26 protein-coding genes are annotated in these 26,213 nt (G+C 70.6%); 25 read left to right on the top strand and 1 reads right to left on the bottom strand.

The window, feature by feature from the left end; genetic code table 11:
* Window positions 1-238 precede the first annotated feature (238 nt).
* The 6 genes from QWJ90_RS12825 (at window position 239) to QWJ90_RS12800 (ending at window position 4,576) form a co-directional block, all read left to right on the top strand.
* Complete coding sequence (locus QWJ90_RS12825; protein ID WP_290108249.1) at window positions 239-592, top strand: LysM peptidoglycan-binding domain-containing protein; 354 nt, start codon at window positions 239-241, stop codon at window positions 590-592.
* 30 nt (window positions 593-622) lie between these two features.
* Entirely contained in the window at window positions 623-1,702 is a 1,080-nt protein-coding gene (locus tag QWJ90_RS12820; RefSeq protein ID WP_290108248.1) for a histidinol-phosphate transaminase, read from the top strand.
* Window positions 1,703-1,745: 43 nt separating this feature from the next.
* The gene (gene hisB, locus QWJ90_RS12815; protein WP_290108247.1) at window positions 1,746-2,345 is read left to right on the top strand and encodes an imidazoleglycerol-phosphate dehydratase HisB; all 600 of its coding nucleotides are present in this window, start codon (window positions 1,746-1,748) and stop codon (window positions 2,343-2,345) included.
* A complete protein-coding gene (gene hisH, locus QWJ90_RS12810) occupies window positions 2,342-2,986 on the top strand; it encodes an imidazole glycerol phosphate synthase subunit HisH (RefSeq protein WP_290108246.1) in 645 nt (214 codons plus the stop codon). Before hisB ends, hisH begins: the two co-directional genes overlap by 4 nt.
* Before the next feature lie 92 nt (window positions 2,987-3,078).
* A complete protein-coding gene (gene priA / locus QWJ90_RS12805) occupies window positions 3,079-3,825 on the top strand; it encodes a bifunctional 1-(5-phosphoribosyl)-5-((5-phosphoribosylamino)methylideneamino)imidazole-4-carboxamide isomerase/phosphoribosylanthranilate isomerase PriA (RefSeq protein ID WP_290108245.1) in 747 nt (248 codons plus the stop codon).
* Window positions 3,809-4,576, top strand: a complete 768-nt coding sequence (locus tag QWJ90_RS12800) for an SseB family protein (RefSeq protein WP_290108244.1) — start codon at window positions 3,809-3,811, stop codon at window positions 4,574-4,576. The genes priA and QWJ90_RS12800 overlap by 17 nt, the downstream gene beginning before the upstream one ends.
* A gap of 47 nt (window positions 4,577-4,623) precedes the next feature.
* Here QWJ90_RS12800 and QWJ90_RS12795 read toward each other — a convergent pair whose 3' ends face one another.
* A complete protein-coding gene (locus QWJ90_RS12795; protein WP_290108243.1) occupies window positions 4,624-5,034 on the bottom strand; it encodes a DUF1844 domain-containing protein in 411 nt (136 codons plus the stop codon).
* Window positions 5,035-5,210: 176 nt separating this feature from the next.
* Between QWJ90_RS12795 and infC the strand changes: the two genes are divergently transcribed.
* The 19 genes from infC to tyrS all read left to right on the top strand — a co-directional run bounded on the left by infC (window position 5,211) and on the right by tyrS (window position 25,731).
* Window positions 5,211-5,879: a translation initiation factor IF-3 gene (gene infC, locus QWJ90_RS12790; RefSeq protein WP_156243349.1), complete on the top strand. Its 669-nt coding sequence runs from the start codon at window positions 5,211-5,213 to the stop codon at window positions 5,877-5,879.
* Between the two features lie 73 nt (window positions 5,880-5,952).
* Window positions 5,953-6,147, top strand: a complete 195-nt coding sequence (gene rpmI, locus QWJ90_RS12785) for a 50S ribosomal protein L35 (protein ID WP_067026090.1) — start codon at window positions 5,953-5,955, stop codon at window positions 6,145-6,147.
* A 32-nt stretch (window positions 6,148-6,179) separates the two neighbouring features.
* On the top strand, window positions 6,180-6,566 hold the full coding sequence (gene rplT, locus QWJ90_RS12780) for a 50S ribosomal protein L20 (RefSeq protein ID WP_156241778.1): 387 nt from the start codon (window positions 6,180-6,182) through the stop codon (window positions 6,564-6,566).
* 69 nt (window positions 6,567-6,635) lie between these two features.
* Window positions 6,636-7,442, top strand: a complete 807-nt coding sequence (locus QWJ90_RS12775; RefSeq protein ID WP_290108242.1) for a TrmH family RNA methyltransferase — start codon at window positions 6,636-6,638, stop codon at window positions 7,440-7,442.
* 82 nt (window positions 7,443-7,524) lie between these two features.
* A complete protein-coding gene (locus QWJ90_RS12770; protein WP_290108241.1) occupies window positions 7,525-8,265 on the top strand; it encodes an amino acid ABC transporter ATP-binding protein in 741 nt (246 codons plus the stop codon).
* 69 nt (window positions 8,266-8,334) lie between these two features.
* A complete protein-coding gene (locus QWJ90_RS12765; protein WP_290108240.1) occupies window positions 8,335-9,246 on the top strand; it encodes a glutamate ABC transporter substrate-binding protein in 912 nt (303 codons plus the stop codon).
* 75 nt (window positions 9,247-9,321) lie between these two features.
* Complete coding sequence (locus QWJ90_RS12760) at window positions 9,322-9,969, top strand: amino acid ABC transporter permease (RefSeq protein ID WP_290108239.1); 648 nt, start codon at window positions 9,322-9,324, stop codon at window positions 9,967-9,969.
* A complete protein-coding gene (locus QWJ90_RS12755) occupies window positions 9,966-10,874 on the top strand; it encodes an amino acid ABC transporter permease (protein WP_290108238.1) in 909 nt (302 codons plus the stop codon). Before QWJ90_RS12760 ends, QWJ90_RS12755 begins: the two co-directional genes overlap by 4 nt.
* A gap of 58 nt (window positions 10,875-10,932) precedes the next feature.
* Window positions 10,933-12,402 carry a hypothetical protein gene (locus QWJ90_RS12750; RefSeq protein WP_290108237.1) on the top strand — a complete coding sequence of 490 codons (1,470 nt, stop codon included), beginning with the start codon at window positions 10,933-10,935 and terminating at the stop codon, window positions 12,400-12,402.
* Window positions 12,403-12,460: 58 nt separating this feature from the next.
* Complete coding sequence (gene pheS / locus QWJ90_RS12745) at window positions 12,461-13,501, top strand: phenylalanine--tRNA ligase subunit alpha (protein WP_290108236.1); 1,041 nt, start codon at window positions 12,461-12,463, stop codon at window positions 13,499-13,501.
* On the top strand, window positions 13,501-15,999 hold the full coding sequence (gene pheT / locus QWJ90_RS12740; protein ID WP_290108234.1) for a phenylalanine--tRNA ligase subunit beta: 2,499 nt from the start codon (window positions 13,501-13,503) through the stop codon (window positions 15,997-15,999). The genes pheS and pheT overlap by 1 nt, the downstream gene beginning before the upstream one ends.
* 224 nt (window positions 16,000-16,223) lie before the next feature.
* The gene (gene argC / locus QWJ90_RS12735; RefSeq protein ID WP_290108233.1) at window positions 16,224-17,270 is read left to right on the top strand and encodes an N-acetyl-gamma-glutamyl-phosphate reductase; all 1,047 of its coding nucleotides are present in this window, start codon (window positions 16,224-16,226) and stop codon (window positions 17,268-17,270) included.
* Window positions 17,267-18,424, top strand: coding sequence for a bifunctional glutamate N-acetyltransferase/amino-acid acetyltransferase ArgJ (gene argJ / locus QWJ90_RS12730; protein ID WP_290108232.1), 1,158 nt, complete (start codon window positions 17,267-17,269; stop codon window positions 18,422-18,424). Before argC ends, argJ begins: the two co-directional genes overlap by 4 nt.
* A complete protein-coding gene (gene argB / locus QWJ90_RS12725) occupies window positions 18,421-19,326 on the top strand; it encodes an acetylglutamate kinase (protein WP_290108231.1) in 906 nt (301 codons plus the stop codon). The genes argJ and argB overlap by 4 nt, the downstream gene beginning before the upstream one ends.
* Window positions 19,323-20,528 (top strand): acetylornithine transaminase, encoded by a 1,206-nt coding sequence (locus QWJ90_RS12720; protein WP_290108230.1) that lies wholly within the window; start codon window positions 19,323-19,325, stop codon window positions 20,526-20,528. Before argB ends, QWJ90_RS12720 begins: the two co-directional genes overlap by 4 nt.
* Entirely contained in the window at window positions 20,525-21,451 is a 927-nt protein-coding gene (gene argF / locus QWJ90_RS12715; RefSeq protein WP_290108229.1) for an ornithine carbamoyltransferase, read from the top strand. The genes QWJ90_RS12720 and argF overlap by 4 nt, the downstream gene beginning before the upstream one ends.
* Window positions 21,427-22,536 (top strand): heparan-alpha-glucosaminide N-acetyltransferase domain-containing protein, encoded by a 1,110-nt coding sequence (locus tag QWJ90_RS12710; protein WP_290108228.1) that lies wholly within the window; start codon window positions 21,427-21,429, stop codon window positions 22,534-22,536. The genes argF and QWJ90_RS12710 overlap by 25 nt, the downstream gene beginning before the upstream one ends.
* 426 nt (window positions 22,537-22,962) lie before the next feature.
* A complete protein-coding gene (argH, locus tag QWJ90_RS12705) occupies window positions 22,963-24,393 on the top strand; it encodes an argininosuccinate lyase (RefSeq protein WP_290108227.1) in 1,431 nt (476 codons plus the stop codon).
* Between the two features lie 33 nt (window positions 24,394-24,426).
* Window positions 24,427-25,731, top strand: coding sequence for a tyrosine--tRNA ligase (gene tyrS / locus QWJ90_RS12700; RefSeq protein ID WP_290108226.1), 1,305 nt, complete (start codon window positions 24,427-24,429; stop codon window positions 25,729-25,731).
* Window positions 25,732-26,213: the final 482 nt, after the last annotated feature.

The raw sequence follows: 26,213 nt of genomic DNA, 5'->3' as shown, positions 1-26,213 counted from the left end.
CGCTGCCCCGCTCGAATGTCGGAGGTGCGTGGTGTGGTGGTCCCGTCGAGGAAAACGCTAGCGGACACTCCCCGAGACGGGGAGCTTTGTTCGAGCGTGTCGGGCTTTCCTCGTGAGAGCAGTTCGAAGACAACTCTTGACACCGCCCGGAAATCGAAGATAGGTTCGGAACATCGCTTCGGTGAGGGGATCCGCGGTGATCCGTCCCAGCCGAAGAGACCTACAGGAAGGAAAGGCCATGCGCGCACATCGCTCCGCTCCGGCTCCCGCCACCCGTCTGCGCCTGACCCTGCGCGGCCGCCGCGTCCTCGCCGGTCTCGCCGCAGCCCCCGTCGTCGCCGCGATCGGCTTCGGCGCTCTCAGCGGCGGTGCCGCCCTCGCCTCCCGCGCGGACAGCGCGCCCGCCGGCACCTTCGACACGGTCACGGTCAGCGCGGGGGACTCCCTGTGGGAGATCGCCGAGACCGTCGCCCCCGAGGCCGACCCTCGCGACGTCGTCGACGAGATCCTGCACCTCAACCAGCTGCGCGACGGCGTCATCGCCGCCGGTCAGCAGCTGGCCATCCCCGCCGCCTACTCCACCGCCGGGTGAGCGCCCGCGGCGGCGCTCTAGCATAGACGGGTGACCGTCTCACTCGATGACCTGCCCCTGCGCGACGATCTCCGTGGCCAGCAGCCGTACGGTGCCCCGCAGGCGCCCCTCCCCGTCGCGCTGAACGTCAACGAGAACACGCATCCCATCCCCGATGAGGTCGCCGACGACATCGCCGACTCGGTGGCACTGGCGCTGCGCGACGTGAACCGCTACCCCGACCGCGAGTTCACCGCGCTGCGCGAGGGATTCGCGGATTACCTCGGCCACGGCATCCAGCCCGAACAGGTCTGGGCGGCAAACGGCTCCAACGAGGTGCTCCAGCACCTCCTGCAGGCCTTCGCCGGTCCCGGTCGCACGGCGTTCGGGTTCGCGCCCACCTACTCGATGTACTCCCTCCTCACGCGCGGAGTGGGCGCGACCTACGTCTCCGGCGAGCGGGGGCCCGGCTTCTCGCTCAGCCTCGAGAGCGCCGCCGAGCAGGTGGCCGCCGCCCGCGCCGACGTGGTGTTCCTCTGCGCGCCGAACAATCCCACCGGGACGCCGATGGAGAACGACGTGATCGAGGCGGTGTACGAGGCGTCGGAGGGCATCGTCATCGTCGACGAGGCGTACCGCGAGTTCGCGCCCCGCGACGTGCCGTCGGCGCTGCAGCTGCTTCCCGGACGACCGCGGCTCGTGGTCTCGCGCACGATGAGCAAGGCGTTCGCCTTCGCCGGCGCCCGCGTCGGGTACCTCGCCGCGGACCCCGCGGTCATCGATGCGCTTCGGCTCGTGCGCCTGCCCTACCACCTCAGCGCCCTCACGCAGGCGGCGGCGTCGGCCGCGCTGCGTCATGCGGACACGATGCTCGGCATGGTCGACGAGATCGTCGAGCAGCGCGACCGCATCTCGGCGACCCTCGAGGCGCTCGGGTACACCGTCTACCCGACCTGGTCGAACTTCGTGCTCTTCGGCGGCGTGGACGACACTCGTGCGACGTGGCAGGCGCTGTACGAGCGCGGCGTGCTGATCCGCGACATCGGCATTCCCGGCCACCTGCGCGTGACGGCGGGCACCGAGGAGGAGACAAGCGCCTTCCTCGATGCCCTCGCAGCCATCGGCCGCTGACGACTCGAGGAGGGCGCGCGCAACCGGCGACTAGAATCGGGGCATGACCCGAACCGCGCGCCGCACCCGTTCCACGAGCGAGTCCAGCATCGAGCTGGAGCTCGACCTGGACGGCACGGGCAGGAGCAGCATCGACACGTCGGTGCCGTTCTTCGACCACATGCTCACGGCGTTCGCGAAGCACTCGCTGACCGACCTCACGGTGCGCGCGACGGGCGACACCCACATCGACGCGCACCACACCGTCGAGGACACCTCGATCGTGCTGGGCCAGGCCATCCGCGAAGCGCTCGGCGACAAGGTCGGCATCTCCCGCTACGGCGACGCGCTGGTCCCGCTCGACGAGGCACTGGCGCAGGCGGTCGTCGACATCTCCGGTCGGCCCTACCTCGTCCACACCGGCGAGCCGGCGGGCTTCGAGCAGCACCTCATCGGCGGGCACTTCACGGGGTCGCTCGTGCGTCACACCTTCGAGGCACTGGCGTTCAACGCGGGGCTGACGGTGCACGTGCGCGTCATGGGCGGCCGCGACCCGCATCACATCGCGGAGGCTGAGTACAAGGCCTTCGCCCGCGCGTTCCGCCAGGCGAAGGCGCTCGACCCGCTGGTGCAGGGCGTCCCGTCCACGAAGGGCGCGCTGTGAGCGCCGAGCGGCCCAGCGTCGCCGTCCTGGAGTACGGGTCGGGCAACGTCCACTCGGCCGTCAAGGCGCTCGAGGCGGCCGGCGCGGCTGTCGAGCTCACGCGCGACCGTGCGACCGTGCTCGGCGCCGACGGCCTCCTGGTGCCGGGCGTCGGTGCGTTCCAGGCCGTGATGGAGCAGCTGGAGTCCATCCGCGGCGGCGAGCTCATCGACCGCCGCCTCGCGGGCGGGCGCCCAGTGCTCGGCATCTGCGTGGGCATGCAGGTGCTCTTCGGACGCGGCATCGAGCGCGGCGTGGAGACCGAGGGTCTCGGGGAGTGGCCGGGAACTGTCGCGGAGCTCGACGCGCCCGTCGTGCCGCACATGGGGTGGAACACCGTGCAGGCGGGGGAGCGGTCGCGGCTGTTCCGCGGCATCGAGGACGAGCGCTTCTACTTCGTGCACTCCTACGCCGTGCAGCAGTGGGAGCTGGAGGTCGACCCTCCGTTCCCGCAGCCCGTGCTGACCTGGGCGGACCACGGCGGCCCCTTCCTCGCAGCGGTCGAGAACGGGCCGCTGGCGGCGACCCAGTTCCACCCGGAGAAGTCCGGCGAGGCGGGCATCCAGCTCCTCCGCAACTGGGTCGAGACCCTTCGTCGCTGATCGCTCCCGGCGCGGAGTTGGAGTCGGGGCCGACGGCGGTCTAGTCTCTTGACTCGTGCGTCGGCAGGAGATGCCTGCAAGCACGAGGTGATATGAACGACTTCGCATCCACTCCCGCTCTCACGCTGCTGCCCGCGGTCGACGTCGCCGACGGGAAGGCCGTGCGCCTGACCCAGGGCGAGGCCGGCTCGGAGACGAGCTACGGCGACCCGCTCGAGGCGGCCGACGCGTGGAAGAGCCAGGGCGCCGACTGGATCCACCTCGTCGACCTCGACGCGGCCTTCGGCCGCGGCAGCAACGCCTCGATCCTCCGTCGCGTGATCAAGCACGTCCGCGGCGTGAACGTGGAGCTCTCCGGCGGCATCCGCGACGATGCCTCGCTGGAGGCGGCGCTGGAGACCGGCGCCCAGCGCATCAACCTCGGGACGGCCGCCCTCGAGAACCCCGAGTGGACGGCCTCCGTGATCAGCCGGTACGGCGACGCGGTGGCCGTCGGCCTGGACGTCCGCGGCACGACCCTCGCGGCGCGCGGCTGGACGCAGGAGGGCGGCGACATCTGGGAGGTGCTCGAGCGCCTCGAGGAGGGCGGCTGCAGCCGCTACGTCGTCACCGACGTCACGAAGGACGGCACCCTGCGGGGCCCCAATCTCGAGCTCCTGCGCGAGATGGCTCGGCGCACGCAGAAGCCGATCGTCGCCTCGGGCGGCGTCTCCAGCCTCGACGACATCATCGCGCTGCGCGAGCTCGTGCCGCTCGGGGTCGAGGGCGCGATTGTCGGCAAGGCCCTCTACGCGGGCGCCTTCACGCTCGCCGAGGCGCTGGATGTCGCCGGATACTGACGGCGCGACCGACTCCGCCGGCGTCCCCTGGGAGGGACGCCGCTTCCAGCCGAACCCGGCAGCCGGCGATGACGGCTCCGCCGACCCGAAGCTGTGGCAGGCGCTGACGGCGTTCCGCGACGCCAGCGGAACGCAGACGGCCGTCGTCGACGCCCTGCGCACGGCGCGAGTGCTCGTGCCGCTCGTCGCCGAGAAGGGCGATGAGGGCATCGGCCCGCACGGCCTCGCGGTCGACAAGACGCAGGAGCTGTCGATCGTCACCGTCGCCGCTCCGGATGGCCGGAAGGTGCTTCCGCTGTTCTCCTGCGTCGAGACGCTCGCCGCGTGGGATCCGAAGGCCCGCCCGATCCCTGTCGCCGGCACGCGTGCCGCGCTGTCCGCGGCGGGCGAGGACACCGACCTCATCGTGCTCGATCCCACCAGCCCGACGGAGTTCGTCGTGCGACGCCCCGCGGTGTGGGCGATCGCGCAGGATCAGCCGTGGGAGCCAGCGTCGGCGAATCCCGACGTGTTCCTCGGCCTGCAGGACAGCATCGCCGGAGAGCTCGCCGTGGTCGACATCGGCGCGGAGCCGGGCGATCCGGGCGCGCGCCTCGCCGGCCCCGAGCTCATCGTGCGCCTCTCGCTCGTCGCGGGGCTCGACCAGGCAGAGCTCGATGCCGTCCTCCAGCGGCTGGCTCGGCGCTGGGCGGCGGACGACCGGATCGCCGTCCTCGTGGACTCGCTCCAGGTCAAGCTCGGCGCGGCCTGACCGCTGACCGGCGATGAGCCGGTCGGCGGTCGGATGACGGCCCGCCGTCAGACGACCGGGCCGGTCCACTTCTCGCCGGGGCCCTGACCGGGGGCGTCGGGGATGCGGGAGAGCTCGCGGAAGCGCAGCTGAAGGGACCGGAGGCCGTCGCGGATCGGACGCGCGTGCATGTCGCTGATCTCCGGGGCAGCGGCGGTGACGAGTCCTGCCAGGGCGTTGATGAGCTTGCGCGCCTCGTCGAGGTCGACGTAGTCGTCGGCATCCTGCGCGTCGACGAGTCCGAGCTTGACGGCGGCGGCGCTCATGAGGTGCACGCAGCCGGAGGCGATGACCTCCACAGCCGCCACGTCGGCGATGTCGCGCACTGCGGATGTCTCGGCGGCGGCCTGCTCCTGCTCCTCCCAGCGCGCGTGGCGCTCGGCGTCGAAGGGGGAGTTGTCCGCGGGAATGGCGCTCATGGTCCGCTCTCTGTTAGACTTCTGCGGGCTCCGGAGTCTTCTCCGGACGAAAGAGGATTCAGTTCCCACCCGCGCTTGCCGTTCCAGGCTACCGGGTCATGCACACTCCGCTCGCGTTCGCGCGAGTTGCACAGGGTGTCGAGCCGATGCGTGTCGTCGTGCTCGGGTGGATGCTGATGACTCTCCCGCCCGCGCCGCGATCCCCGCAGGCGCGGTGGCTCGGATACCGACCCAAGGAGTTCCGCATCAGCGATCCCCGCACCAACGAGCGCATCCGCGTGCCAGAGGTCCGACTCGTCGGCCCGGCAGGCGAGCAGATCGGCGTCGTCCGCATCGAGGTGGCCCTGCGCCTGGCGCAGGAGGCAGATCTCGACCTCGTCGAGGTGGCCCCCAACTCCCGTCCGCCCGTGGTCAAGATCATGGATTACGGGAAGTTCAAGTACGAGGCTGCCCAGAAGGCCAAGGAAGCGCGCCGCAACCAGGCGAACACGGTCCTCAAGGAGGTCCGCTTCCGCCTGAAGATCGATCAGCACGACTACGACACCAAGCGCAAGCGTGCGGAGGGCTTCCTGCAGGCCGGCGACAAGGTCAAGGCCATGATCCTCTTCCGCGGTCGCGAGCAGTCGCGCCCCGATCAGGGTGTGCGCCTGCTGCAGAAGTTCGCCGAGGACGTCGCGGAGCTGGGTTCGGTCGAGTCGCGGCCCACGATCGACGGTCGCAACATGGTGATGGTGATCGCCCCGCATCGGAACAAGTCCGACGCGAAGGCCGAGCAGAACGCCGCGCGCGCAGCCAACAAGCAGGCTCAGCGCGACGCGAAGACCACCGCTCCCGAAGGGGAGTAGTCCCGAGAACTTCCCGCTTCGGCGGGTTGCCACAACGTCGCCCCGTGGGGCGCAGACGCAAGGAAAGAAGAAGATGCCGAAGCAGAAGACCCACTCGGGCAGCAAGAAGCGCTTCAAGATCACCGGCAGCGGCAAGATCAAGAAGCAGCAGGCAGGTATGCGCCACAACCTCGAGCACAAGTCGAGCCGCCGCACCCGCCGCCTGAACCAGGACCAGGTCATCTCGGGCAACGACCTCAAGGTCGTCAAGAAGCTCCTCGGTCGCTGAGCGCGACGCACGTTCGTTAGGAAGTATGAAGAATGGCTAGAGTCAAGCGCGCAGTCAATGCGCACAAGAAGCGTCGCGTCATCCTCGAGCGCGCCTCGGGTTACCGCGGTCAGCGTTCGCGCCTGTACCGCAAGGCGAAGGAGCAGGTCACCCACTCCCTCGTCTACGCCTACCGCGACCGTCGTCAGCGCAAGGGCGACTTCCGTCGCCTGTGGATCCAGCGCATCAACGCCGCGAGCCGCGCGAACGGCCTCACGTACAACCGCCTGATCCAGGGCCTCGGCCTCGCGGGCGTGCAGGTGGACCGGCGCATGCTCGCCGAGCTGGCGGTCAACGAGCCGAACACGTTCGCCGCGCTCGTCGACGTCGCGCGGAACGCGCTGCCCGCCGACGTGAACGCGCCGAAGTCGGCCGCGTGATCTGACACGATCTCCCGAAGAGGGCGTCCCGCGAGGGGCGCCCTCTTCGCATGTCCGTAGACTTGAGGCGTGCTCGAGAATCCCCGATCCCCCCGCGTGCGGGCGGTAGCGAAGCTGGCCAGGCGCGACGCCCGCAAGGAGACGGGGCTGTTCCTCCTCGAGGGTCCGCAGGCGGTCCGCGAGGCCGTCGCCTACGCGCCGGACGTCATCGTCGAGCTCTACGCGACCCCGACCGCTCTGGAGAAGCACGCCGATCTGCGCGCCGCGCTCGTGGACGCAGGGGTCGACATCGAGTTCGTCACCGAGCCCGTCCTCGAGTCGATGGCCGACACCGTCACGCCGCAGGGCTTCGTCGCGGTGGCACGGCAGAACCCCACCGCCTTGAAGGACGTGTTCGCGGCCGAGCCGAAGCTCATCGCCATCTGCGAGGAGGTGCGCGATCCGGGGAACCTCGGCACGATCATCCGCGCAGCCGACGCCGCCGGCGCAGACGCCGTCGTCCTCACCGGGCGCACCGTCGACCCGTACAACCCCAAGGTCGTGCGCTCCACGACGGGGTCGCTCTTCCACGTTCCCGTCGCCGTGAATGCCGATCTGACCGACGTGGTCGTCCGCGCACGCGCAGCGGGCCTGCGCGTGGTGGCGGCCGACGTGAAGGGCGACGACCTGCTCGCCGCCCGACAGGACGGCACGCTCGCGCAGCCGACCGGATGGCTGTTCGGCAACGAGGCGCGGGGTCTCGACGATGAGGCGCTCGCCCTCGCCGATGGCGCCCTGCGCCTGCCGATCTACGGCCGGGCTGAGTCGCTGAACCTCGCGACTGCTGCCAGCGTGTGCCTGTACGAGACCGCGTTCGCGCAGCGCTCGGCGGCCTGACGCTCCGCGTCGGCGTCACAACTCGATAAAGCTCCCCGCGGGGATGTTCGTCGGCGACGTCGTCACGCCCTAGGGTGAAGCCATGGCAGAGCCCCTCGTCGTCGTGAAGGACGTGCAGAAGCACTACGGAGATTTCCAGGCGCTGAAGGACGTCGACCTCACGGTCGATCGCGGCGAGGTGGTCGTCGTCATCGGACCCTCGGGCTCCGGCAAGTCGACGCTGTGCCGCACGATCAACCGCCTCGAGACGATCACCAGCGGCACGATCACGATCGACGGCAAGGAGCTGCCCAAGGAGGGCAAGGCCCTCGCGAACCTCCGCGCCGAGGTGGGCATGGTCTTCCAGTCCTTCAATCTCTTCTCGCACCTCACGATCCTCGAGAACGTGACGCTGGGGCCCATCCGCGTGCGGGGGCTCAAGAAGGCCGAGGCCGAGAAGGAGGCGCGCGAGCTCCTCGACCGGGTCGGCGTCGGGCACCAGGCGTCGAAGCTCCCCGCCCAGCTGTCCGGCGGTCAGCAGCAGCGGGTCGCGATCGCGCGCGCCCTCGCCATGCGCCCCAAGGTGATGCTCTTCGACGAGCCCACCAGCGCACTCGACCCCGAGATGATCAACGAGGTCCTCGACGTCATGGTCGGTCTCGCGCATGACGGCATGACGATGATCGTCGTCACGCACGAGATGGGCTTCGCGCGCAAGGCGGCCAACCGCGTGGTGTTCATGGCGGATGGCCAGATCGTCGAGCAGGCGACGCCCGAGGAGTTCTTCACCCGCCCGAAGTCGGCGCGCGCGAAGGACTTCCTCTCCAAGCTCATCACGCACTGACGCAGACTCCGGAGTCGTACGACGATGTGCGCTCCGGTCCGACCGAAAACCGAGAGAGAGGACGCGCACATGCGCACATTCCGCACCATCGCCAGCGCGGGGATCGCCGTCACGGCGGCGCTCGCCCTCACCGCCTGCAACAGCGGCACCCCGGGCAGCACGGGAAGCGCCGCCCCCGAAGGCGACACCGGCAGCACCAGCACACCCTGGGAGGTCGCCAGCGACGTCCAGCTCGAGGGGAGCCCCACCTTCGACCGCGCGAGCGAGGCCGGCGAGATCGTCGTGGGCGTCAAGGAGGACCAGCCAGGGCTCGGCTACCTCGACGCCACGACCGGCGAGCGCACCGGCTTCGACATCGACATCGCGCGCTGGATGGCCGCCTCTCTCGGTTTCGAGGAGGACCAGATCACGTTCGAGGCGATCCCGTCCGCGAACCGCGAGCAGGCCATCGTCAACGGCGACATCGACTACTACGTCGGCACCTACTCGATCACCGACGCCCGCAAGGAGCAGATCGACTTCGCCGGCCCGTACTTCGAGACCGGCCAGGGCCTCCTGGTGGCGGCGGACAACGAGGACATCACGTCCGACGCCGACCTCACCTCCGACGTCACGGTGTGCTCGGCGACCGGCTCCACGCCGATCCAGAACATCCGCGACAACTACGAGGCGAAGACCGAGGAGTTCGACACGTACACCCAGTGCGTGGACGCCCTGCTCAACGGCACCGTCGACGCGGTCACCACCGACGAGCTCATCCTCATCGGCTACGCCGCGCAGAACCCGGAGGAGCTGAAGGTCGTCGGCGAGCCGTTCTCCGTGGAGAAGTACGGCATCGGCCTGGCCAAGGGTGACGACGCCCTGCGCACGCACTTCAACGAGACGCTGAGCGACGGCGCCGACGTGTGGCAGGCGATCTTCGACTCGAACCTCGGCGCCTCCGGCGTCGAGGCCGAGCAGCCCGCAGTCGACCAGTACTGATCCCCGCCGCGGCGGCCGTCCCGGACGGCCGCCGCGGCTCCCCTCCGATCCCCGACCCCTGAGAGGAGCCGGTGCATGAGCACCCTGCTCGACAACCTCGACCTGTGGGGACTGGCGCTCGGCAACACCGTGCGCCTGTTCGTCGTGAGCGGTCTCATGGCCCTCGTCCTGGGGCTGATCGTCGGCGCCATGCGCGTCTCACCCGTCCCCATCGCGCGGGCGGTCGGCACGGTGTACGTGAACTTCGTGCGCAACACCCCGCTCACGCTCATCTTCTTCTTCTTCGCGCTCGGGTTCCCCGCGCTGAAGCTCGTGGACGTCAGCTACACGACCCTGGCCATCCTCGCCCTCGGCTTCTACACCGCGACGTACGTCGCGGAGACGCTGCGCTCGGGCATCAACACCGTGCCCGTCGGTCAGGCCGAGGCGGCTCGCGCCATCGGTCTCTCCTTCGGCCAGGTCATGACGCTCGTGGTCCTGCCGCAGGCGGTGCGCTCGGTCGTGCCGCCCATGATGAGCGTGCTCATCGCGCTGCTGAAGAACACGACGATCGCCGCCGGGTTCTCGGTCATCGAGCTCGGGGCCATGCGCGCCAACCTCAGTGAGCGCGGCGAGCCCGCCATGGTCGTGCTGCTGTGGATCGCGGCCTTCTTCGTCGTCATGGTGCTGCTGCTGTCCTGGCTGCAGCGAACGCTCGAGACCCGCTGGAAGGTGATCCGATGACCTCGGTCCTCTACGACGTCCCCGGGCCCCGGGCCATCCTGCGCAATCGCATCCTGGGCGCGGTGACGGTCCTCGTGATCGTCGCGCTGTTCGCGTGGATCATCTGGCTCATGATCGACACCGGTCAGCTCAGCGCGCAGAAGTGGTCGATCTTCAGCTACTCCCTCATCTGGGAGCAGATCCTCCACGGGCTCCGCTCGACCGTGCTGGCCTTCATCTCGGCGGCGATCGGCGCGCTCGCGCTCAGCGTCGTGCTCGCGGTCGGCCGCCTCTCGGATCACGCCTGGGTGCGGGCGCCGTTCACCGTCATCATCGAGGTGTTCCGCGCGATCCCGGTCCTGATCTTCATGATGATCATGTACTACGGCCTGCCGAGCATCGGCGTCTCCGTAAGCCCGTACGTCGCGGTCGTCGTCGCGCTCATCGCCTACAACGGCTCCGTCATGGCCGAGGCCATCCGGGCGGGCGTCGTCTCCCTGCCCAACGGACAGACGGAGGCCGGCTACGCGATCGGGCTCCGCAAGACCGGCGTCATGACGTTCATCCTGCTGCCGCAGGCCTTCACCGCCATGCTCCCCGTCATCCTCGCGCAGCTCGTGGTGACATTGAAGGACACCGCACTCGGCTCGATCATCACGTACGACGAGCTGCTCTACGTGGCCAAGCTCATCGGCGGCCAGCTGCAGTACGGGCGGCCCTACATCCCGGCGGCGATCGTCATGGGCGGCATCTACATCGCCCTGTGCCTGCTGCTGTCCTTCGTCGCCCGGCTCGTCGAGAAGCGGCTGCGGAAGTCGCCGCGCGCCGCCGCGGTGGCGGCCGATCCGCGACGGCACGAGGACGCCACGGTGACCTCGGTGATCGCGCAGCAGGGCGACGGCGACCTCACCGCAGGCGGGCGCTGACCGCATCCGGAGCGGCCGCCGGTCAGCGGACCGGCGGCCGCTCTGGAATACTGGTCGCGTGTCACACCCCCGCTCCGCCTCCCGCCGCACCCCCCTGCGCCGGGCCGCCCTCGGAATCGTCGTCTCGGCCATCCTCGCGATCGGTCTCATGCCCGCTACGGCGGCGGTCGCCGCCCCGGTGACGCAGCCCGAGGCCGCGGCAGCCCAGGCCGCCGCTGCCGAGAGCGGGCCGGCCGCGACCGCGGCAGCCGACATCCCCACGCCGGAGGACGGCGACTACATCGGGTCGAACACCGAGGACGAGGCCGACCCGGGCGAGTACGCGGCTCAGGACGACGGCGCCCATTCGGTGAGCCTGTCGGGCTTCGACGCGGGCAACCTCATCAGCGATGCCGCGATGTACACCTCCGGCACGATGACGGCGGCGCAGATCCAGTCCTTCTTGAACGGCAAGGTCCCGAACTGCGACCGGGGCTACACGTGCCTGAAGGACTTCGCGCAGCAGACGGCCACCAAGAAGGCCGACGCGTACTGCGCTGGCACCTATCAGGGCGCGTCGCGCGAGTCGGCCGCGACGATCATCGCGAAGGTGTCGCGTGCGTGCGGGGTGAGCGAGAAGGTGCTCCTCGTCATGCTGCAGAAGGAGCAGGGCCTGGTCACGCACGACTGGCCGAGCGACTGGCGGTACGACATCGCGATGGGCTACGCGTGCCCGGATGACGCCGCGTGCGACGAGCGATACTTCGGCTTCCAGAACCAGGTGTACATGGCCGCGCACCAGCTGCAGCGGTACAGCAAGGACAGCTACTTCAACTGGTACCCCGTCGGCAAGACCTCCCAGGTGCGCTGGCACCCCGACGCGAGCTGCGGCTCCGGCCCCGTGCGCATCGCGAACAAGGCGACCGCGGCGCTCTACTACTACACGCCGTACCAGCCGAACCAGGCATCGCTCGCGGCAGGGTACGCGGCGTCGAACGACCGGTGCGCGTCGTACGGCAACCGGAACTTCTACAACTACTACACCGACTGGTTCGGGCCGTCGAGCGGCGGGGGACCGAAGGTCGACTCCTCGGGAACCGTGGCGGTGCACCGCTTCTGGAGTTCGAAGTTCGACAACGCGCACTTCTACACCGCGAACGGCGCCGAGGCGGACAAGCTGCGCCGCTCCGACCCGAACTGGACCTACGAGGGCACCGACTTCCGCGTCTGGCCTGCCTCGAACGGCGGATGCCGGGCCGGGACCGTTGCCGTGCACCGATTCTGGTCGTCGAAGTTCGCCTCGCACTTCTACACGACGAATGCGGCCGAGGCCGCCAAGGTGCGCTCGGGCGACAAGAACTGGGCGTACGAGGGCGTCGGCTTCTGCACCGCCGCCTCCGGACAGGCCGGCACGGTGCCCGTGCACCGCTTCTGGAGCGCGAAGTTCGAGAAGCACTTCTACACGGCCAACGCGGCCGAGGCGCGCGAGCTCCGCGAGAACGACCCGAACTGGACGTACGAGGGCGTCGCGATGTACGCACCGGCGTGAGCCCGCGCGGAGGGCCCGGCGCTGAGGGCGACGGATGGCACGGCTAGACTCGTCTTCCGTGTCTGATGCTCCCGAGATCACTCCGGAAGGGGTGGAGGCCGCGGTCGCCGATGCGCTCGCCGCGATCGCCGCAGCCCCCGATACCGCCGCCCTGAAGGCAGCCCGAGCCGCGCACGCGGGGGAAGGGTCGCCGCTGGCCGCGTTCAACGCGCAGATGCGCAGCGTTCCGAAGGAGCGGAAGGCCGAGTTCGGCAAGCTCGTCGGCCAGGCCCGCGGCCGGGTGACGCAGGCGCTCGCCGCCCGCGAGGAGGAGCTGGCCGCGGCCGAGCTCTCCGCGCGCCTCGAGGCGGAGCGGATCGACATCACCGCTGTCGCGAGCCGCACGCGGACCGGCGCGCGCCATCCGCTCACCCTGCTGCAGGAGCAGATCGGCGACATCTTCGTCGGCATGGGGTGGGAGATCGCCGAGGGCCCCGAGCTCGAGCACGAGTGGTTCAACTTCGACGCGCTGAACTTCGACGAGGACCACCCTGCCCGTCAGATGCAGGACACGTTCTTCGTCGACCCTGTCGAGCGCCACCTCGTCATGCGCACGCACACCAGCCCGGTCCAGGTGCGCTCGCTCCTCGAGCGCGACCTGCCCGTGTACGTCATCTGCCCGGGGCGCGTGTACCGCACCGACGAGTTCGACGCCACGCACCTGCCGGTGTTCACGCAGTTCGAGGGTCTCGTCGTCGACAAGGGCATCACGATGGCGCACCTCAAGGGCACGCTCGACCACGTCGCGCGCCAGCTCTTCGGCGCCGAGGCGAAGACGCGCCTGCGCACCAACTACTTCCCCTTCACCGAGCCGTCCGCCGAGCTCGACCTGTGGCACCCGACCTTCAAGGGCGGCGCGCGCTGGATCGAATGGGGCGGCTGCGGGATGGTCAACCCCAACGTGCTGCGCGCGGCGGGGATCGACCCCGAGGTCTACAGCGGCTTCGCGTTCGGCATGGGCGTCGAGCGGACGCTGATGTTCCGCAGCGACGTGAAGGACATGCGCGACATGGCAGAGGGCGATGTCCGCTTCAGCGAGCAGTTCGGGATGGTGGTGTGATGCGCGTTCCGCTTTCGTGGCTGCGTGAGTACGTCGAGCTTCCGGCGGGAACGACTCCCGAGGACGTCCTCGCGGCGCTCGTGCGCGTCGGCTTCGAGGAGGAGGCGGTTGTCCGCTTCGACCTGACCGGGCCGATCGTGGTCGGCCAGGTGCTCTCCTTCGAGGAGGAGCCGCAGAAGAACGGCAAGACCATCCGCTGGTGCCAGGTCGACGTCGGCGAGACGGAGCCCCGCGGCATCGTGTGCGGCGCCGGCAACTTCTTCTCCGGCGACAAGATCGTCGCGACGCTGCCGGGCGCCGTGCTGCCGGGTCCGTTCCCGATCGCCGCTCGCAAGACCTACGGTCACCTCTCGGATGGCATGATCGCCTCCGCGCGCGAGCTCGGTCTCGGAGACGAGCACAACGGCATCCTGCGTCTCGTCGAGCTCGGGATCGACGCCGCGCCCGGCACCGACGCGATCGCGCTGCTGGGCCTCGATGACACCGCCGTCGACGTCAACGTCACGCCCGACCGCGGGTACGCCCTGTCGATCCGCGGCATCGCCCGCGAGTACGCGCACGCCACGGGCGCCGCGTTCCGCGACCCCGCCGGCCGCGTCGCCGGCGAGGTGGCACCGGGCGAGGGCTTCCCCGTCGCGGTCGAGGACGTGCGCCCTGTGCGCGGCCGCGTCGGCGCGTCGGAGTTCGTCGCCCGCGTCGTCCGCGACGTCGACACCGCCAAGCCGACGCCGCCGTGGATGATCGCGCGGCTCACGCTCGCCGGCGTCCGCTCGCTCGGCATCCTCGTCGACATCACGAACTACGTCATGCTCGAGCTCGGCAACCCCGTGCACGGCTACGACCTCGACCGGCTCTCCGGCGGGCTCACCGTCCGCCGCGCGGAGGCGGGTGAGAAGCTCGAGACGCTCGACGGCCAGGTGCGCGCGCTCCACCCCGAGGACCTCGTCATCGCCGACGCCAGCGGACCCGTCGGTCTCGCCGGCGTCATGGGGGGAGCGGCGACCGAGATGGGCGCCGACACCCGCAACGTGCTCGTCGAGGCCGCCACGTTCGACTCCGTCTCGATCGCGCGCACAGCGCGTCGGCACAAGCTCTCGAGCGACGCGTCGCGCCGGTTCGAGCGCGGCGTCGACCCGCTCATCCCGTTCGTCGCCGCGCAGCGGGTCGTCGACCTCCTCGTCGAGCTGGCCGGCGGCACCGCCGACACGCTCGGCGGCGCGCTCTTCGCCGAGCACTCGGCCCCGGCCATCGAACTGCCCGCGGCCTTCGTCCCCGGCATCATCGGCGTGGACTACTCGGACGACGAGATCGCCGGGGCCCTCGAGACGATCGGCGCCGAGGTGGCGACGGTCGACGGCGGCTGGCGCATCACCCCGCCGTCCTGGCGCCCGGATCTCACCGACAAGTGGACGCTCGCGGAGGAGGTCGCGCGCATCCACGGGCTCGACCGCATCCCGTCGATCCTCCCCACGCCGCCCTCGGGTCGCGGGTTCACGCCCTCGCAGCAGGGCCGCCGCCGGGTGGCGAACGCGCTCGCCGCTGCCGGCTTCGTGGAGACCCCGTCGTTCCCGTTCACCACGCAGGAGCAGAACGACCTGCACGGGTCGGCGACCGGCGAGCACCTGCCCAGCGTGAAGTTGGCGAACGCGCTGGATGGCCAGTCCCCGTACCTGCGTCGCTCGCTGCTGCCGGGGCTGGTCCAGACCGCGCACCGCAACCTCGCGCGCGGACTCACCGACCTCGCGCTCTTCGAACTCGGGACCGTGTTCCTGCCGGAGCCTGGTGCGACCTACGGGACGGACTTCATCCCGCCGCTCGGCGTGCGCCCCGACGCGGCCACGCTCGCGGCGCTGGATGCGGCCATCCCCGCGCAGCCGCAGCGCGTGGCGTTCCTCCTCGCCGGCAGCGTCGCGCCGAAGCAGCCGGGCCGCGCGGCCGAGGCGGCCGGTCTCGAGGTCGCGCTCGACGCCATCCGCACCATCGCGGCGGCCGCGGGCGTCGAGATCGAGGTGACGCAGGGCGAGCGCGCGGCGCTGCACCCGGGGCGCACGGGCCTGCTCACGGTGCGCGGCGACGTCGTCGGCCACGTCGGCGAGCTGCTGCCGCAGGTCGCCGCCGACGCCGACCTCGTCGGGCGCGTGACGGTCGGCGAGCTCGACCTCGACGCCGTGCTGGAGCGCGCGGGGGAGCGCGTGGTGGCGGAGTCGCTGTCGACGTTCCCAGCGGCCACGCAGGATGTGTCGCTCGTCGTGCCGGCGGACGTTCCCGCCGCCGCGCTGCGCGATGCCCTCGCGGAGGGCGCCGGCGAGCTGCTCGAATCGCTGCGCCTCGTCGACGACTACCGCGGGCAGGGCGTGCCGCCCGGGTCGAAGAGCCTCACGTTCGCGCTGCGCTTCCGCGCTCCCGACCGGACACTCACCGCGGCCGAAGCGTCCGACGCGAAGCTCGCGGGCGTGGCGGTGGCGGGCGAGCGCTTCGGCGCCGAGATCCGCGACTGATGCCCGGCGCGAGCACGGCGGCCGGACGCGGCCGCCGTGCTACTGTCGTCGGCATGACCTCGCCCGCGACCGGACCCGCGCTCGTCTCGCGCGCCGTCGTCGCGCTCCGACGTCTCCGCGGCCGCCGAATCTAGGCGACACCGCGAGATCTCCGCGCATGCGCGTGGTCCGTCTGCCGGTGTCGCCGTCTAAGGCCACCGCCCTCGGACCATAAGGTAGAAGTCATGTCGTATTCGGTCGCCGTCTCCGGCGCTTCGGGTTATGCCGGCGGCGAGCTGCTCCGCCTGCTCGCCGAACACCCCGACGTGGAGATCCGCACGGTCACCGCGCACTCGAACGCCGGCCAGCCGCTCATCCAGCACCAGCCGCATCTGCGCTCGCTCGCGCACCTCACCCTGCAGGGCACGACGCCGGAGACCCTCTCCGGTCACGACGTCGTCTTCCTCGCCCTTCCGCACGGGCAGTCCGGACAGTACACGGACGCGCTCGGCGACACTCGTCTCGTCATCGACTGCGGCGCCGATCATCGGCTGACGGATGGCGCGGACTGGGATTCCTTCTACGGCGGCCACTTCCATGAGCCGTGGGCCTACGGCGTGCCCGAACTGCCTGTCGCGGGCGCGAAGCAGCGCGAGCAGCTCGTCGGAGCGACGCGCATCGCGGCCCCCGGCTGCAACGCGTCGACCGTGAGCCTCAGCCTCGCCCCGGGCGTCGCCGCCGGCGTGATCGACCCGTCCGACATCGTCAGCGTCCTGGCGGTCGGCCCCTCCGGCGCCGGCAAGAGCCTGAAGCCGCACCTTCTCGGCGCCGAGCTGCTCGGCAGCGCGAACCCGTACGCGGTCGGCGGCAGCCATCGCCACATCCCCGAGATCCGGCAGGCGCTGCGCGCGGCCGGCGCGACCGGCGACATCCGCATCTCCTTCACCCCGGTGCTCGTGCCGATGGCGCGGGGCATCCTCGCGACCTCGACCGCGCGCATCCCCGACGGCGTGACCGACGCGCAGATCCGTGAAGCGTGGGAGAGCGCGTACGGCGACGAGACGTTCGTGCAGCTGCTTCCCGAGGGGCAGGTGCCGCGCACCGCCGACGTGCTCGGAGCGAACACGGCTCTCATCGGCCTCACCGTCGACCGCGCCGCGGGGCGGGTCATCGTCGTCACTGCGGTCGACAATCTCGCCAAGGGAACGGCCGGCGCCGCCATCCAGTCCATGAACATCGCGCTCGGTCTCCCCGAGGCCCGCGCACTCACCGTGAACGGAGTGGCGCCGTGAGCGTGACCGCCCCCGCAGGATTCGAAGCGGCCGGCGTGGCCGTCGGCCTCAAGTCGACGGGCAAGCCCGACGTCGCCGTGGTCGTCAACCGCGGCCCGCGCAAGATCGGCGCCGCCGTCTTCACCTCCAACCGCGCGAAGGCCAATCCCATCCTCTGGTCGCAGGAGGCGATCAAGGGCGGCGTCGTCGAGGCGATCGTCCTCAACTCCGGCGGCGCCAACTGCTTCACCGGATCCTTCGGCTTCCAGACCGCGCACCAGACGGCGGAGCGCGCCGCCGAGCTCCTCGGCGTCGGCGCGATCGGCATCCAGGTCTGCTCGACGGGCCTCATCGGCACGGGCGACGAGGTGTTCCGGGGGAAGGTCCTCGACGGCACCGAGAAGGCGATCGCCGCGCTCCGGCCCGACGGCGGCGAAGACGCTGCGCGCGCCATCATGACCACCGACACGGTGCCCAAGATGGCGGTGCACGAGGGCGACGGATGGTCTATCGGCGGGATGGCCAAGGGCGCCGGGATGCTCGCTCCCGGACTCGCGACCATGCTCGTCGTGCTGACGACGGACGCGGTGCTCGAGCCCGAGGAGGCCGATGCCCGCCTCCGCGCGGCGACGCGGGTCAGCTTCGACCGGCTCGACTCGGATGGCTGCATGTCGACGAACGACCAGGTCACCCTGCTGGCGAGCGGAGCATCCGGCGTCGTGCCCGATGCCGACGCCTTCACCGAGGCCCTCGCTGGCGTGTGCCGCGACCTCGCGCGCCAGCTGCAGGCCGACGCGGAGGGCGCCAGCCACGCGATCGCGATCGAGGTCGTCGGCGCGGCGAACGAGGAGGACGCGGTCGAGGTCGGCCGGTCCGTCGCCCGCAACAACCTCTTCAAGGCCGCGATCTTCGGCAACGACCCCAACTGGGGCCGCGTGCTCGCCGCGATCGGCACGACCGCAGCGGAGTTCGACCCGTACCAGGTCGACGTGTCGATGAACGGCGTCCGCGTCTGCAGCGCCGGCGGCCCCGACCGCCCCCGCGAGGAGGTCGACCTGACGCCCCGCGACACCCACGTGCTCATCGACCTGCACGCCGGCGACGCGACCGCGACCATCCTGACGAACGACCTCACGCACGACTACGTCCACGAGAACAGCGCGTACTCCTCATGACTCCGATCGATCTGCAGGACACCAGCCCCGAGGAAGCCGAGGTCAAGGCAGCGACCCTCATCGAGTCGCTGCCCTGGCTCAAGCGGTACCGCGACCAGATCGTCGTGGTGAAGTACGGCGGCAACGCGATGATCTCCGAGGAGCTGCAGGACGCCTTCGCCGCCGACATCGCGTACCTGCGCTACGTCGGCATCAAGCCGGTCGTGGTCCACGGCGGCGGCCCGCAGATCTCCAGCATGCTCGATCGTCTGGCCATCCCGAGCGAGTTCAAGGGCGGGTACCGCGTCACCAGCACCGAGGCCATCTCGGTGGTGCGGATGGTTCTCACGGGCCAGATCAATCCGCAGCTGGTCGCGAAGATCAACTCGCACGGGCCGTTCGCGGTCGGCATCTCCGGGGAGGACGCGGGCCTCTTCGGCGGTCGGCGCCGCGGGGTCGTCATCGACGGTGTCGAGGAGAGCCTCGGCCGTGTCGGCGACGTGGTCCGCGTTGATCCCACCCCCGTGCTCGATCAGCTCAAGGCCGACCGCATCCCGGTCGTGGCGGGCGTCGCTCCCGACCTGGACCATCCCGGTCACACCCTCAACATCAACGCCGACGCCGCAGCGTCCGCGCTTGCGGTCGCCCTCGGCGCACGCAAGCTCGTCGTTCTCACCGACGTGCCGGGTCTGTACGCCGACTGGCCGAACCGCGACTCGCTCGTCTCGCACATCAAGGCCGAGGCGCTGCGCGAGATGCTCCCGCGCCTGGAGTCGGGGATGATCCCCAAGATGCAGGCGTGCCTCGACGCGGTCGACGCGGGGGTGCCGACGGCGGCCATCATCGACGGACGGGTGCCCCACTCGGTGCTCGTCGAGCTCTTCACGAGCAAGGGAATCGGAACGGAGGTGGTGGTCGGATGACCACCTGGCAGGACGACGCATCGCGCGATCTGATGAGCCTCGGGGGGCGCCTCGCGCTCCTCACGCGCGGCGAGGGCTCGCACGTGTGGGACGCCGACGACCGCCGCTACCTCGACTTCCTCGGCGGGATCGCCGTGAACTGCCTGGGCCACGCCCATCCGGTCTTCGTCGACGCGGTCTCGAAGCAGGCGGCCACGCTCGCGCACATCTCGAACTACTTCGCGAGCCCCGCGCAGCTGGAGCTCGCCGCACGCCTCAAGCGCCTCGCCGGCACCGGCGACGAGGGCCGCGTGTTCCTCGCGAACTCCGGCACCGAGGCGAACGAGATGGCGATCAAGCTCGCCCGCCTCCACGGCGGCAAGACCGGCAAGTCGACCATCCTCGTGCTCGAAGGCGCCTTCCACGGGCGCACCATGGGCGCGCTGTCGATCACGCCGAAGGCCGCCTACCGCGACCCGTTCGAGCCGGTGCTCCCGGGCATCCGCGCGATCGCGCCGACGCTCGAGGCGCTCGAGGAGGCCATGGACGACTCCGTCGTCGCGCTCTTCGCCGAGCCCATCCAGGGTGAGGCGGGCGTGGTGCCGCTTCCGGATGGCTACCTCCAGCGAGCGCGGGAGCTCACCTCCGAGCACGGCGCGCTGCTCGTGCTGGATGAGGTGCAGACCGGGTCCGGGCGGACGGGGGAGTGGTTCGCCTTCCAGGGCGCGGGCATCGTCCCCGACGCGGTCACGGTCGCGAAGAGCATCGGCGCCGGCTTCCCGCTCGGCGCGCTCCTCACCTTCGGCGCGACCAGCGACCTCTTCTACCCGGGCACGCACAACTCCACCTTCGGCGGCAACCCGCTCGCGAGCGCGGTGGCGAACGCGGTGCTCGACCACATCGAGACGACGGGACTGCTCGCGAACGTGACCGCTCGCGGCGCCGAGCTGCGCGCGGGCGTCGAAGGCCTGCCGCTCGTCACGGGCACGCGCGGCGAAGGGCTCCTCATCGGCATCACGCTCGCAGCCCCCGTCGCGGGCGAGGTGCGCGCGGCCGCGCATGGACGCGGCCTCATCGTCAACGCCCCGGCCGACGACGTCATCCGGATCGCCCCGGCCTACACGATCGGCGACGACGAGGTTTCGGAATTCCTCGCCCTCTTCGGCGACGCGCTCGCCGCTGTCGCCACGACCATCCCCAGCCAGACGGAGACCCCCGCATGACCCGGCACTTCCTGCGCGACGACGACATCACCCCCGCCGAGCAGGCCGAGATCCTCGATCTCGCCGTCGAGCTGAAGAAGGATCGCTGGGCCGACAAGTCCCTCGCCGGTCCGAAGACCGTCGCGGTGATCTTCGACAAGTCGTCGACCCGCACGCGTGTCTCATTCGCGGTGGGCATCGCCGACCTCGGCGGCTCGCCGCTCATCATCACGACGGCGAGCAGCCAGCTCGGCGGCAAGGAGACGCCCGCCGACACCGCGCGCGTGCTCGAGCGCCAGGTCGCGGCGATCGTCTGGCGCACCTACGCGCAGCAGGGGCTCGAGGAGATGGCCGAGGGCACCCGGGTGCCGGTCGTCAACGCGCTGAGCGACGACTTCCACCCCTGCCAGCTGCTGGCCGACCTCCTCACCGTGCGCGAGCACAAGGGCGAGCTGCGAGGGCTCACGCTGTCGTTCTTCGGCGACGGCCGCAGCAACATGGCGCACTCGTACGCGCTGGCGGGCGCCATGGCCGGCATGCACGTGCGGATCGCGTCCCCGGCGGAGTACGCGCCGCGCGAGGACGTCGTCGCCGACGCCCAGCGCCTCGCGGCGGAGACCGGCGGCTCGGTGACGGTCCACACCGACCCTGAGGCGGCCGCCGCGGCCGCTGATGTCGTCGTCACCGACACCTGGGTCTCCATGGGCAAGGAGGAGGAGAAGCAGGCGCGCCTGCGCGACCTCTCCGCCTACAAGGTCACCGCCGATCTCATGGGCCGGGCCGACGAGAAGGCGATCTTCATCCACTGCCTCCCCGCCGACCGCGGCTACGAGGTCGACGCCGAGGTCATCGACGGACCGCAGAGCGTCATCTGGGACGAGGCGGAGAACCGCCTGCACGCGCAGAAGGCTCTCCTCGTTTGGCTGCTGCGCCAGGCGGCCTGACCGGCCGAGTCAGGGCCCGTCGGCTGCGGCTCGACGGGACCGGCCGCGCGCCCGGGATCGACCTCGCGCGCGGCCTCGCGGTGGTCGGGATGTTCGCCGCCCACCTCCTCGACACCTCGCCGTTCGACCTGGGCGACCCGGCGACCTGGACCGACGTCGTCAACGGGCGCTCATCCATCCTCTTCGCCGTCCTCGCGGGGGTGTCCCTCGCTCTGGTGACCGGCGGAGCGGATCCCGTCGAGGGCGATCGGCTGCGCGTCGCCCGCGGACGGATCGCGGTCCGCGCGTTCGCGATCTGGGTGATCGGGATGCTTCTCATCGGGCTCGGCACTCCGGTGTACGTGATCCTGCCCGCGTACGGCATCCTCTTCCTCCTCGCGCTGCCGCTGCTGCGGCTTCCTGCCGCGACGCTGTTCGCCGTCGCGGTGGCCATCGCGGTCGTCGCGCCGTTCGCGCTGTGGTTCATCGACGGATGGCCGGGGTGGTCGACGACGTCGGGGCAGGCCCTGGTCGCACTCGTCGGATGGCACTATCCGTTCGTCCTGTGGCTCGCGTTCGTCGCGGCCGGGCTCGGCATCGGGCGCACCCGCTTCCGGCAGGTGCCCGTCGCCCTCGCGCTGCTGTGCATCGGGGCCGCCGCCGCGCTCGTCGGCTACGGCGTGCTGGGGCGCTGGCACGCGGTCGTTCCGCCGAGCAGCGTCTGGGCGTACGTCCTCGACGCGGGCGCGCACACCAGCGGAGTCGCGGAGGCGGTCGGCTCCGGCGGGTTCGCCGTCGCCGTCATCGGCGCCTGCGTCCTCGTATGCGCGACCCCCGCGCGCTGGCTCGTCTGGCCGCTGCGCGCGGTGGGCTCGATGCCGCTCACCGCATACGCCGGGCAGCTCGTCGCGTGGGCGGCGTTGCAGCCCGAGCCCACCCCGCTCCAGTTCGGGTCGGATCTCGTCGCCTTCCGCGCGACGGACCCGTTCTGGCCGATGACGCTCGCGACGGTGCTCGCCTGCACGCTGTGGGCGCTGCTCGTGGGCCGCGGCCCGCTGGAGTCCGCGCTGGCCTGGCTGGCCCGCCTCGTCCCCGCGCGCCCCTGACACGGCGGCGCGCCCGGGGTGCGGGGTGCGGCGTGCGGCGTGCGGGGTGCGGCGTGTCTCACTTGCGGCGGGGATGACCGTGCTTATCCCGCAGTTGGTGAGACATGAGGGAGGCGCGTGTCTCACTTGCGGCGGGTATGACCGTGCTTATCCCGCAGTTGGTGAGACATGAGGGAGGCGCGTGTCTCACTTGCGGCGGGTATGACCGTGCTTATCCCGCAGTTGGTGAGACATGGGGGAGGCGCGTGTCTCACTTGCGGCGGGTATGACCGTGCTTATCCCGCAGCTGGTGAGACATGGGGTGCGGCGTGTCTCACTTGCGGCGGGTAAGCCCGCGCGTATCCCGCGTCGAGTGAGACACGGCCAGGCCATCCCCCGACTGTCACGCGGTCTGAACCGGCGGAGTCGCTTCACTAGGCTGGAGGCGTGAGCACAGGCGAGAACCGCGGTACGAACGAGGGCGCCCTCTGGGGCGGACGCTTCGCAGGAGGACCGAGCCCGGAGCTGCAGGCGCTGAGCCGGTCGACGCACTTCGACTGGCAGCTGGCGCTCTACGATATCCGCGGGTCGCACGCGCACACCACTGCGCTCGCCGCGGCCGGCTATCTCACGGCGGAGGAGGCCGAGCGCATGCACGCGGGCCTCGACGCGCTGGCCGACGGCGTGCGGAGCGGACGCATCCAGCCGCGCGTCGCCGACGAGGACGTGCACGGCGCGCTCGAGACCGCCCTGCTCGCCGAGGTGGGCGCTGAACTCGGCGGCCGCCTCCGCGCGGGACGCAGCCGGAACGACCAGATCGCCACGCTCATCCGGCTCTACCTCATCGACCACGCCGCCGTCATCGCGCGCGAGCTCGTCCAGCTCGTCGACGCGCTCGTGGCCCAGGCGGACGCGCACGCCACGGCCATCCTGCCGGGCCGCACCCATCTGCAGCACGCGCAGCCGGTGCTGCTCGCGCACCACCTCCAGGCGCACGGATGGCCGCTGGTCCGCGACCTGGAGCGCCTGCGCGACTGGCGCTCCCGCGCGGGCGTCTCGCCGTACGGCGGGGGAGCGCTCGCCGGCTCCACGCTCGGACTGGACCCCGAGCTCGTCGCGCACGAGCTGGGCCTGGACCGCCCCGCCGAGAACTCGATGGACGGCACCGCCGCCCGAGATGTCGTCGCCGAGTTCGCCTACATCACGGCGCAGATCGGCATCGACCTGTCGCGCCTCGCAGAGGAGATCATCCTCTGGAACACGCGGGAGTTCGGCTTCGTGACCCTCGACGACGGCTACTCCACGGGCTCGAGCATCATGCCGCAGAAGAAGAACCCCGACATCGCGGAACTCGCCCGCGGCAAGTCCGGTCGTCTCATCGGCAACCTCGCCGGGCTCCTCGCGACGCTCAAGGCACTGCCTCTCGCTTACAACCGCGACCTCCAGGAGGACAAGGAGCCGGTCTTCGACTCCGTCGCCACCCTCGAGGTGCTGCTGCCCGCATTCACCGGCATGGTCGCCACTCTGCGCTTCGACACCGAGCGGATGGCCTCGCTCGCGCCCCAGGGATTCTCCCTCGCCACCGACGTGGCCGAGTGGCTCGTGAAGCAGCGGGTGCCGTTCCGCGATGCGCACGAGATCTCGGGCGCGCTCGTGCGCGCCTGCGAGGAGCGCGGCATCGGCCTCGAGGACGCATCCGATGAGCTGCTCGCCGAGGTGTCGTCGCACCTGACTCCGTCGGTGCGGGAGGTGTTGACCATCGAGGGGTCGGTCGCCTCGCGAGCCGGCGTCGGCGGCACCGCCCCCGCGCGCGTCGCCGAGCAGCGAGCGCAGCTCATCTCGCGCACGCAGGCCGCGGCGCACGCCCTCGGGCTGTGATCGGGCTCGTCCCGAGCCTCTAGGCTGGAGTTCATGACTGCCCCCGCAACCTCGGTTGCCGCGCAGGCGAACGATCCCTCCTTCGAGAACGTCTGGGATGAGCTCGTCTGGCGCGGCCTCGTGCACGTGTCGACGGACCAGGAGGCGCTCCGCGAGCTCCTCAGCGGCGACCCGATCGTGTACTACTGCGGGTTCGACCCCACAGCGCCGAGCCTGCACCTCGGGAATCTCGTGCAGCTGCTGACGATGCGCCGCCTCCAGCTGGCCGGGCACCGGCCACTCGGGCTCGTCGGCGGATCGACCGGCCTGATCGGCGACCCTCGGCCTACCGCGGAGCGCACGCTCAACACTCCGGAGACAGTGGCGGAGTGGGTCGCGAAGCTGCAGGCGCAGGTCGAGCGGTTCCTGAGCTTCGAGGGCGACAACGCCGCGCGCATCGTGAACAACCTCGACTGGACGGCTCCGCTGTCGGCCATCGACTTCCTCCGCGAGATCGGCAAGCACTTCCGCGTCGGCACGATGCTGAAGAAGGACGCGGTGAGCGCTCGCCTGAACTCCGACGCCGGCATCAGCTACACCGAGTTCAGCTACCAGATCCTGCAGGGGATGGACTACCTGGAGCTCCACCGGCAGTACGACTGCGTGCTGCAGACGGGCGGCAGCGATCAGTGGGGGAACCTCACCAGCGGCACCGATCTCATCCATCGGGTGGAGGGGAAGTCCGTCCACGCGATCGGCACGCCCCTCATCACGAACAGCGATGGCACGAAGTTCGGCAAGAGCGAGGGCAACGCCATCTGGCTCGACGCCGAGATGTGCAGCCCGTACGCGATGTACCAGTTCTGGCTCAACACCGATGACGCCGACGTGATCGCCCGTCTCAAGGTCTTCACGTTCCTCGGCCGTGAGGAGATCGAGGAGTACGCGGCTCTCGTCGAGAGCGAGCCGTTCCGCCGTGCAGCACAGAAGCGGCTGGCCCTCGAGGTGACGACCACAGTGCACGGCTCCGCGGCCACCCACGCGGCGATCGCCGCTTCGGAGGCGCTGTTCGGCAAGGGGGATCTCACCGCGCTCGATGCCGATACCCTCGCTGCCGCACTTCGCGAACTGCCGCACGCGACCTTGGCAGCCGGCACTCCGGTGACACAGGCGCTGGTGGAGACCGGTCTCGTGTCCTCGGTGTCCGAGGCACGCAGGGCGATCGCCCAGGGGGGAGTGTCGCTCGACGGAACCAAGGTGGCGAGTGACGAGGCGACCGTCGGGGGCTGTCTGCCCGGCGCGGTGTCGGTGATCCGACGCGGCAAGAAGGCGCTCGCCGGCGTCTTCGTGCAGGGCTGACCCGCCTCGGCTCTGCGACTTCCTGCCACTCGTGAAGGGCGCGCTCCCCCTGGGGAACGCGCCCTTCACGCTTTTCCGACGTTGTGGATGTTCTGAGCGGATGGTCGGAGCGACACGCCCGAGTGGTGGTCGGGTTTGCGGGGCATGGGCGTGGCACGTAATGTTGTCTCTTGTCGCCGCCAAGCAGCGAGGTTGAGCCGGAAGGTTCCCCGCCCCAGGTCAGTGACAACATCCCCTTGAAGTCGAAGCACTGTGTGCGAGGTCTCGGGGTGGTGCGTGGTCGTCCCTCGGGTCGCTGCAGCCGGCACGGCGTGTCGGGTTTGCATTCGATCGGAAGTTCGGCTACGGTAGAGAAGTTGCCCCGGAGGGCCACGGCGGGAGTCGTGGGGCTGGGTGCGTCTGATCCTTGAGAACTCAACAGCGTGCACTTGTCAAATGCCAAATTATCCTCGGCCTGGTCTTTGTGACTGGGTTTGAGAATT

Origin of the sequence: Microbacterium oryzae (genome assembly GCF_030406385.1) — a bacterium.
Classification (GTDB): Bacteria; Actinomycetota; Actinomycetes; order Actinomycetales; family Microbacteriaceae; genus Microbacterium; species Microbacterium oryzae_A.
Note: the sequence above shows the minus strand (reverse complement) of the source record. Positions and strands in the feature narration are given on the sequence as shown.

Excerpts from the sequence above, each read along its gene's own strand:
- hisB (WP_290108247.1), top strand. The coding sequence starts at position 1,746 with ATGACCCGAACCGCGCGCCGCACCCGTTCCACGAGCGAGTCCAGCATC.
- infC (WP_156243349.1), top strand. The coding sequence starts at position 5,211 with ATGACTCTCCCGCCCGCGCCGCGATCCCCGCAGGCGCGGTGGCTCGGA.
- QWJ90_RS12770 (WP_290108241.1), top strand. The coding sequence starts at position 7,525 with ATGGCAGAGCCCCTCGTCGTCGTGAAGGACGTGCAGAAGCACTACGGA.
- QWJ90_RS12720 (WP_290108230.1), top strand. The coding sequence starts at position 19,323 with ATGACCACCTGGCAGGACGACGCATCGCGCGATCTGATGAGCCTCGGG.
- QWJ90_RS12825 (WP_290108249.1), top strand. The coding sequence starts at position 239 with ATGCGCGCACATCGCTCCGCTCCGGCTCCCGCCACCCGTCTGCGCCTG.
- priA (WP_290108245.1), top strand. The coding sequence starts at position 3,079 with ATGAACGACTTCGCATCCACTCCCGCTCTCACGCTGCTGCCCGCGGTC.
- QWJ90_RS12765 (WP_290108240.1), top strand. The coding sequence starts at position 8,335 with ATGCGCACATTCCGCACCATCGCCAGCGCGGGGATCGCCGTCACGGCG.
- rpmI (WP_067026090.1), top strand. The coding sequence starts at position 5,953 with ATGCCGAAGCAGAAGACCCACTCGGGCAGCAAGAAGCGCTTCAAGATC.
- pheT (WP_290108234.1), top strand. The coding sequence starts at position 13,501 with ATGCGCGTTCCGCTTTCGTGGCTGCGTGAGTACGTCGAGCTTCCGGCG.
- rplT (WP_156241778.1), top strand. The coding sequence starts at position 6,180 with ATGGCTAGAGTCAAGCGCGCAGTCAATGCGCACAAGAAGCGTCGCGTC.
- QWJ90_RS12755 (WP_290108238.1), top strand. The coding sequence starts at position 9,966 with ATGACCTCGGTCCTCTACGACGTCCCCGGGCCCCGGGCCATCCTGCGC.
- argC (WP_290108233.1), top strand. The coding sequence starts at position 16,224 with ATGTCGTATTCGGTCGCCGTCTCCGGCGCTTCGGGTTATGCCGGCGGC.
- argB (WP_290108231.1), top strand. The coding sequence starts at position 18,421 with ATGACTCCGATCGATCTGCAGGACACCAGCCCCGAGGAAGCCGAGGTC.
- QWJ90_RS12795 (WP_290108243.1), bottom strand. The coding sequence starts at position 5,034 with ATGAGCGCCATTCCCGCGGACAACTCCCCCTTCGACGCCGAGCGCCAC.
- QWJ90_RS12760 (WP_290108239.1), top strand. The coding sequence starts at position 9,322 with ATGAGCACCCTGCTCGACAACCTCGACCTGTGGGGACTGGCGCTCGGC.
- tyrS (WP_290108226.1), top strand. The coding sequence starts at position 24,427 with ATGACTGCCCCCGCAACCTCGGTTGCCGCGCAGGCGAACGATCCCTCC.
- QWJ90_RS12800 (WP_290108244.1), top strand. The coding sequence starts at position 3,809 with ATGTCGCCGGATACTGACGGCGCGACCGACTCCGCCGGCGTCCCCTGG.
- argF (WP_290108229.1), top strand. The coding sequence starts at position 20,525 with ATGACCCGGCACTTCCTGCGCGACGACGACATCACCCCCGCCGAGCAG.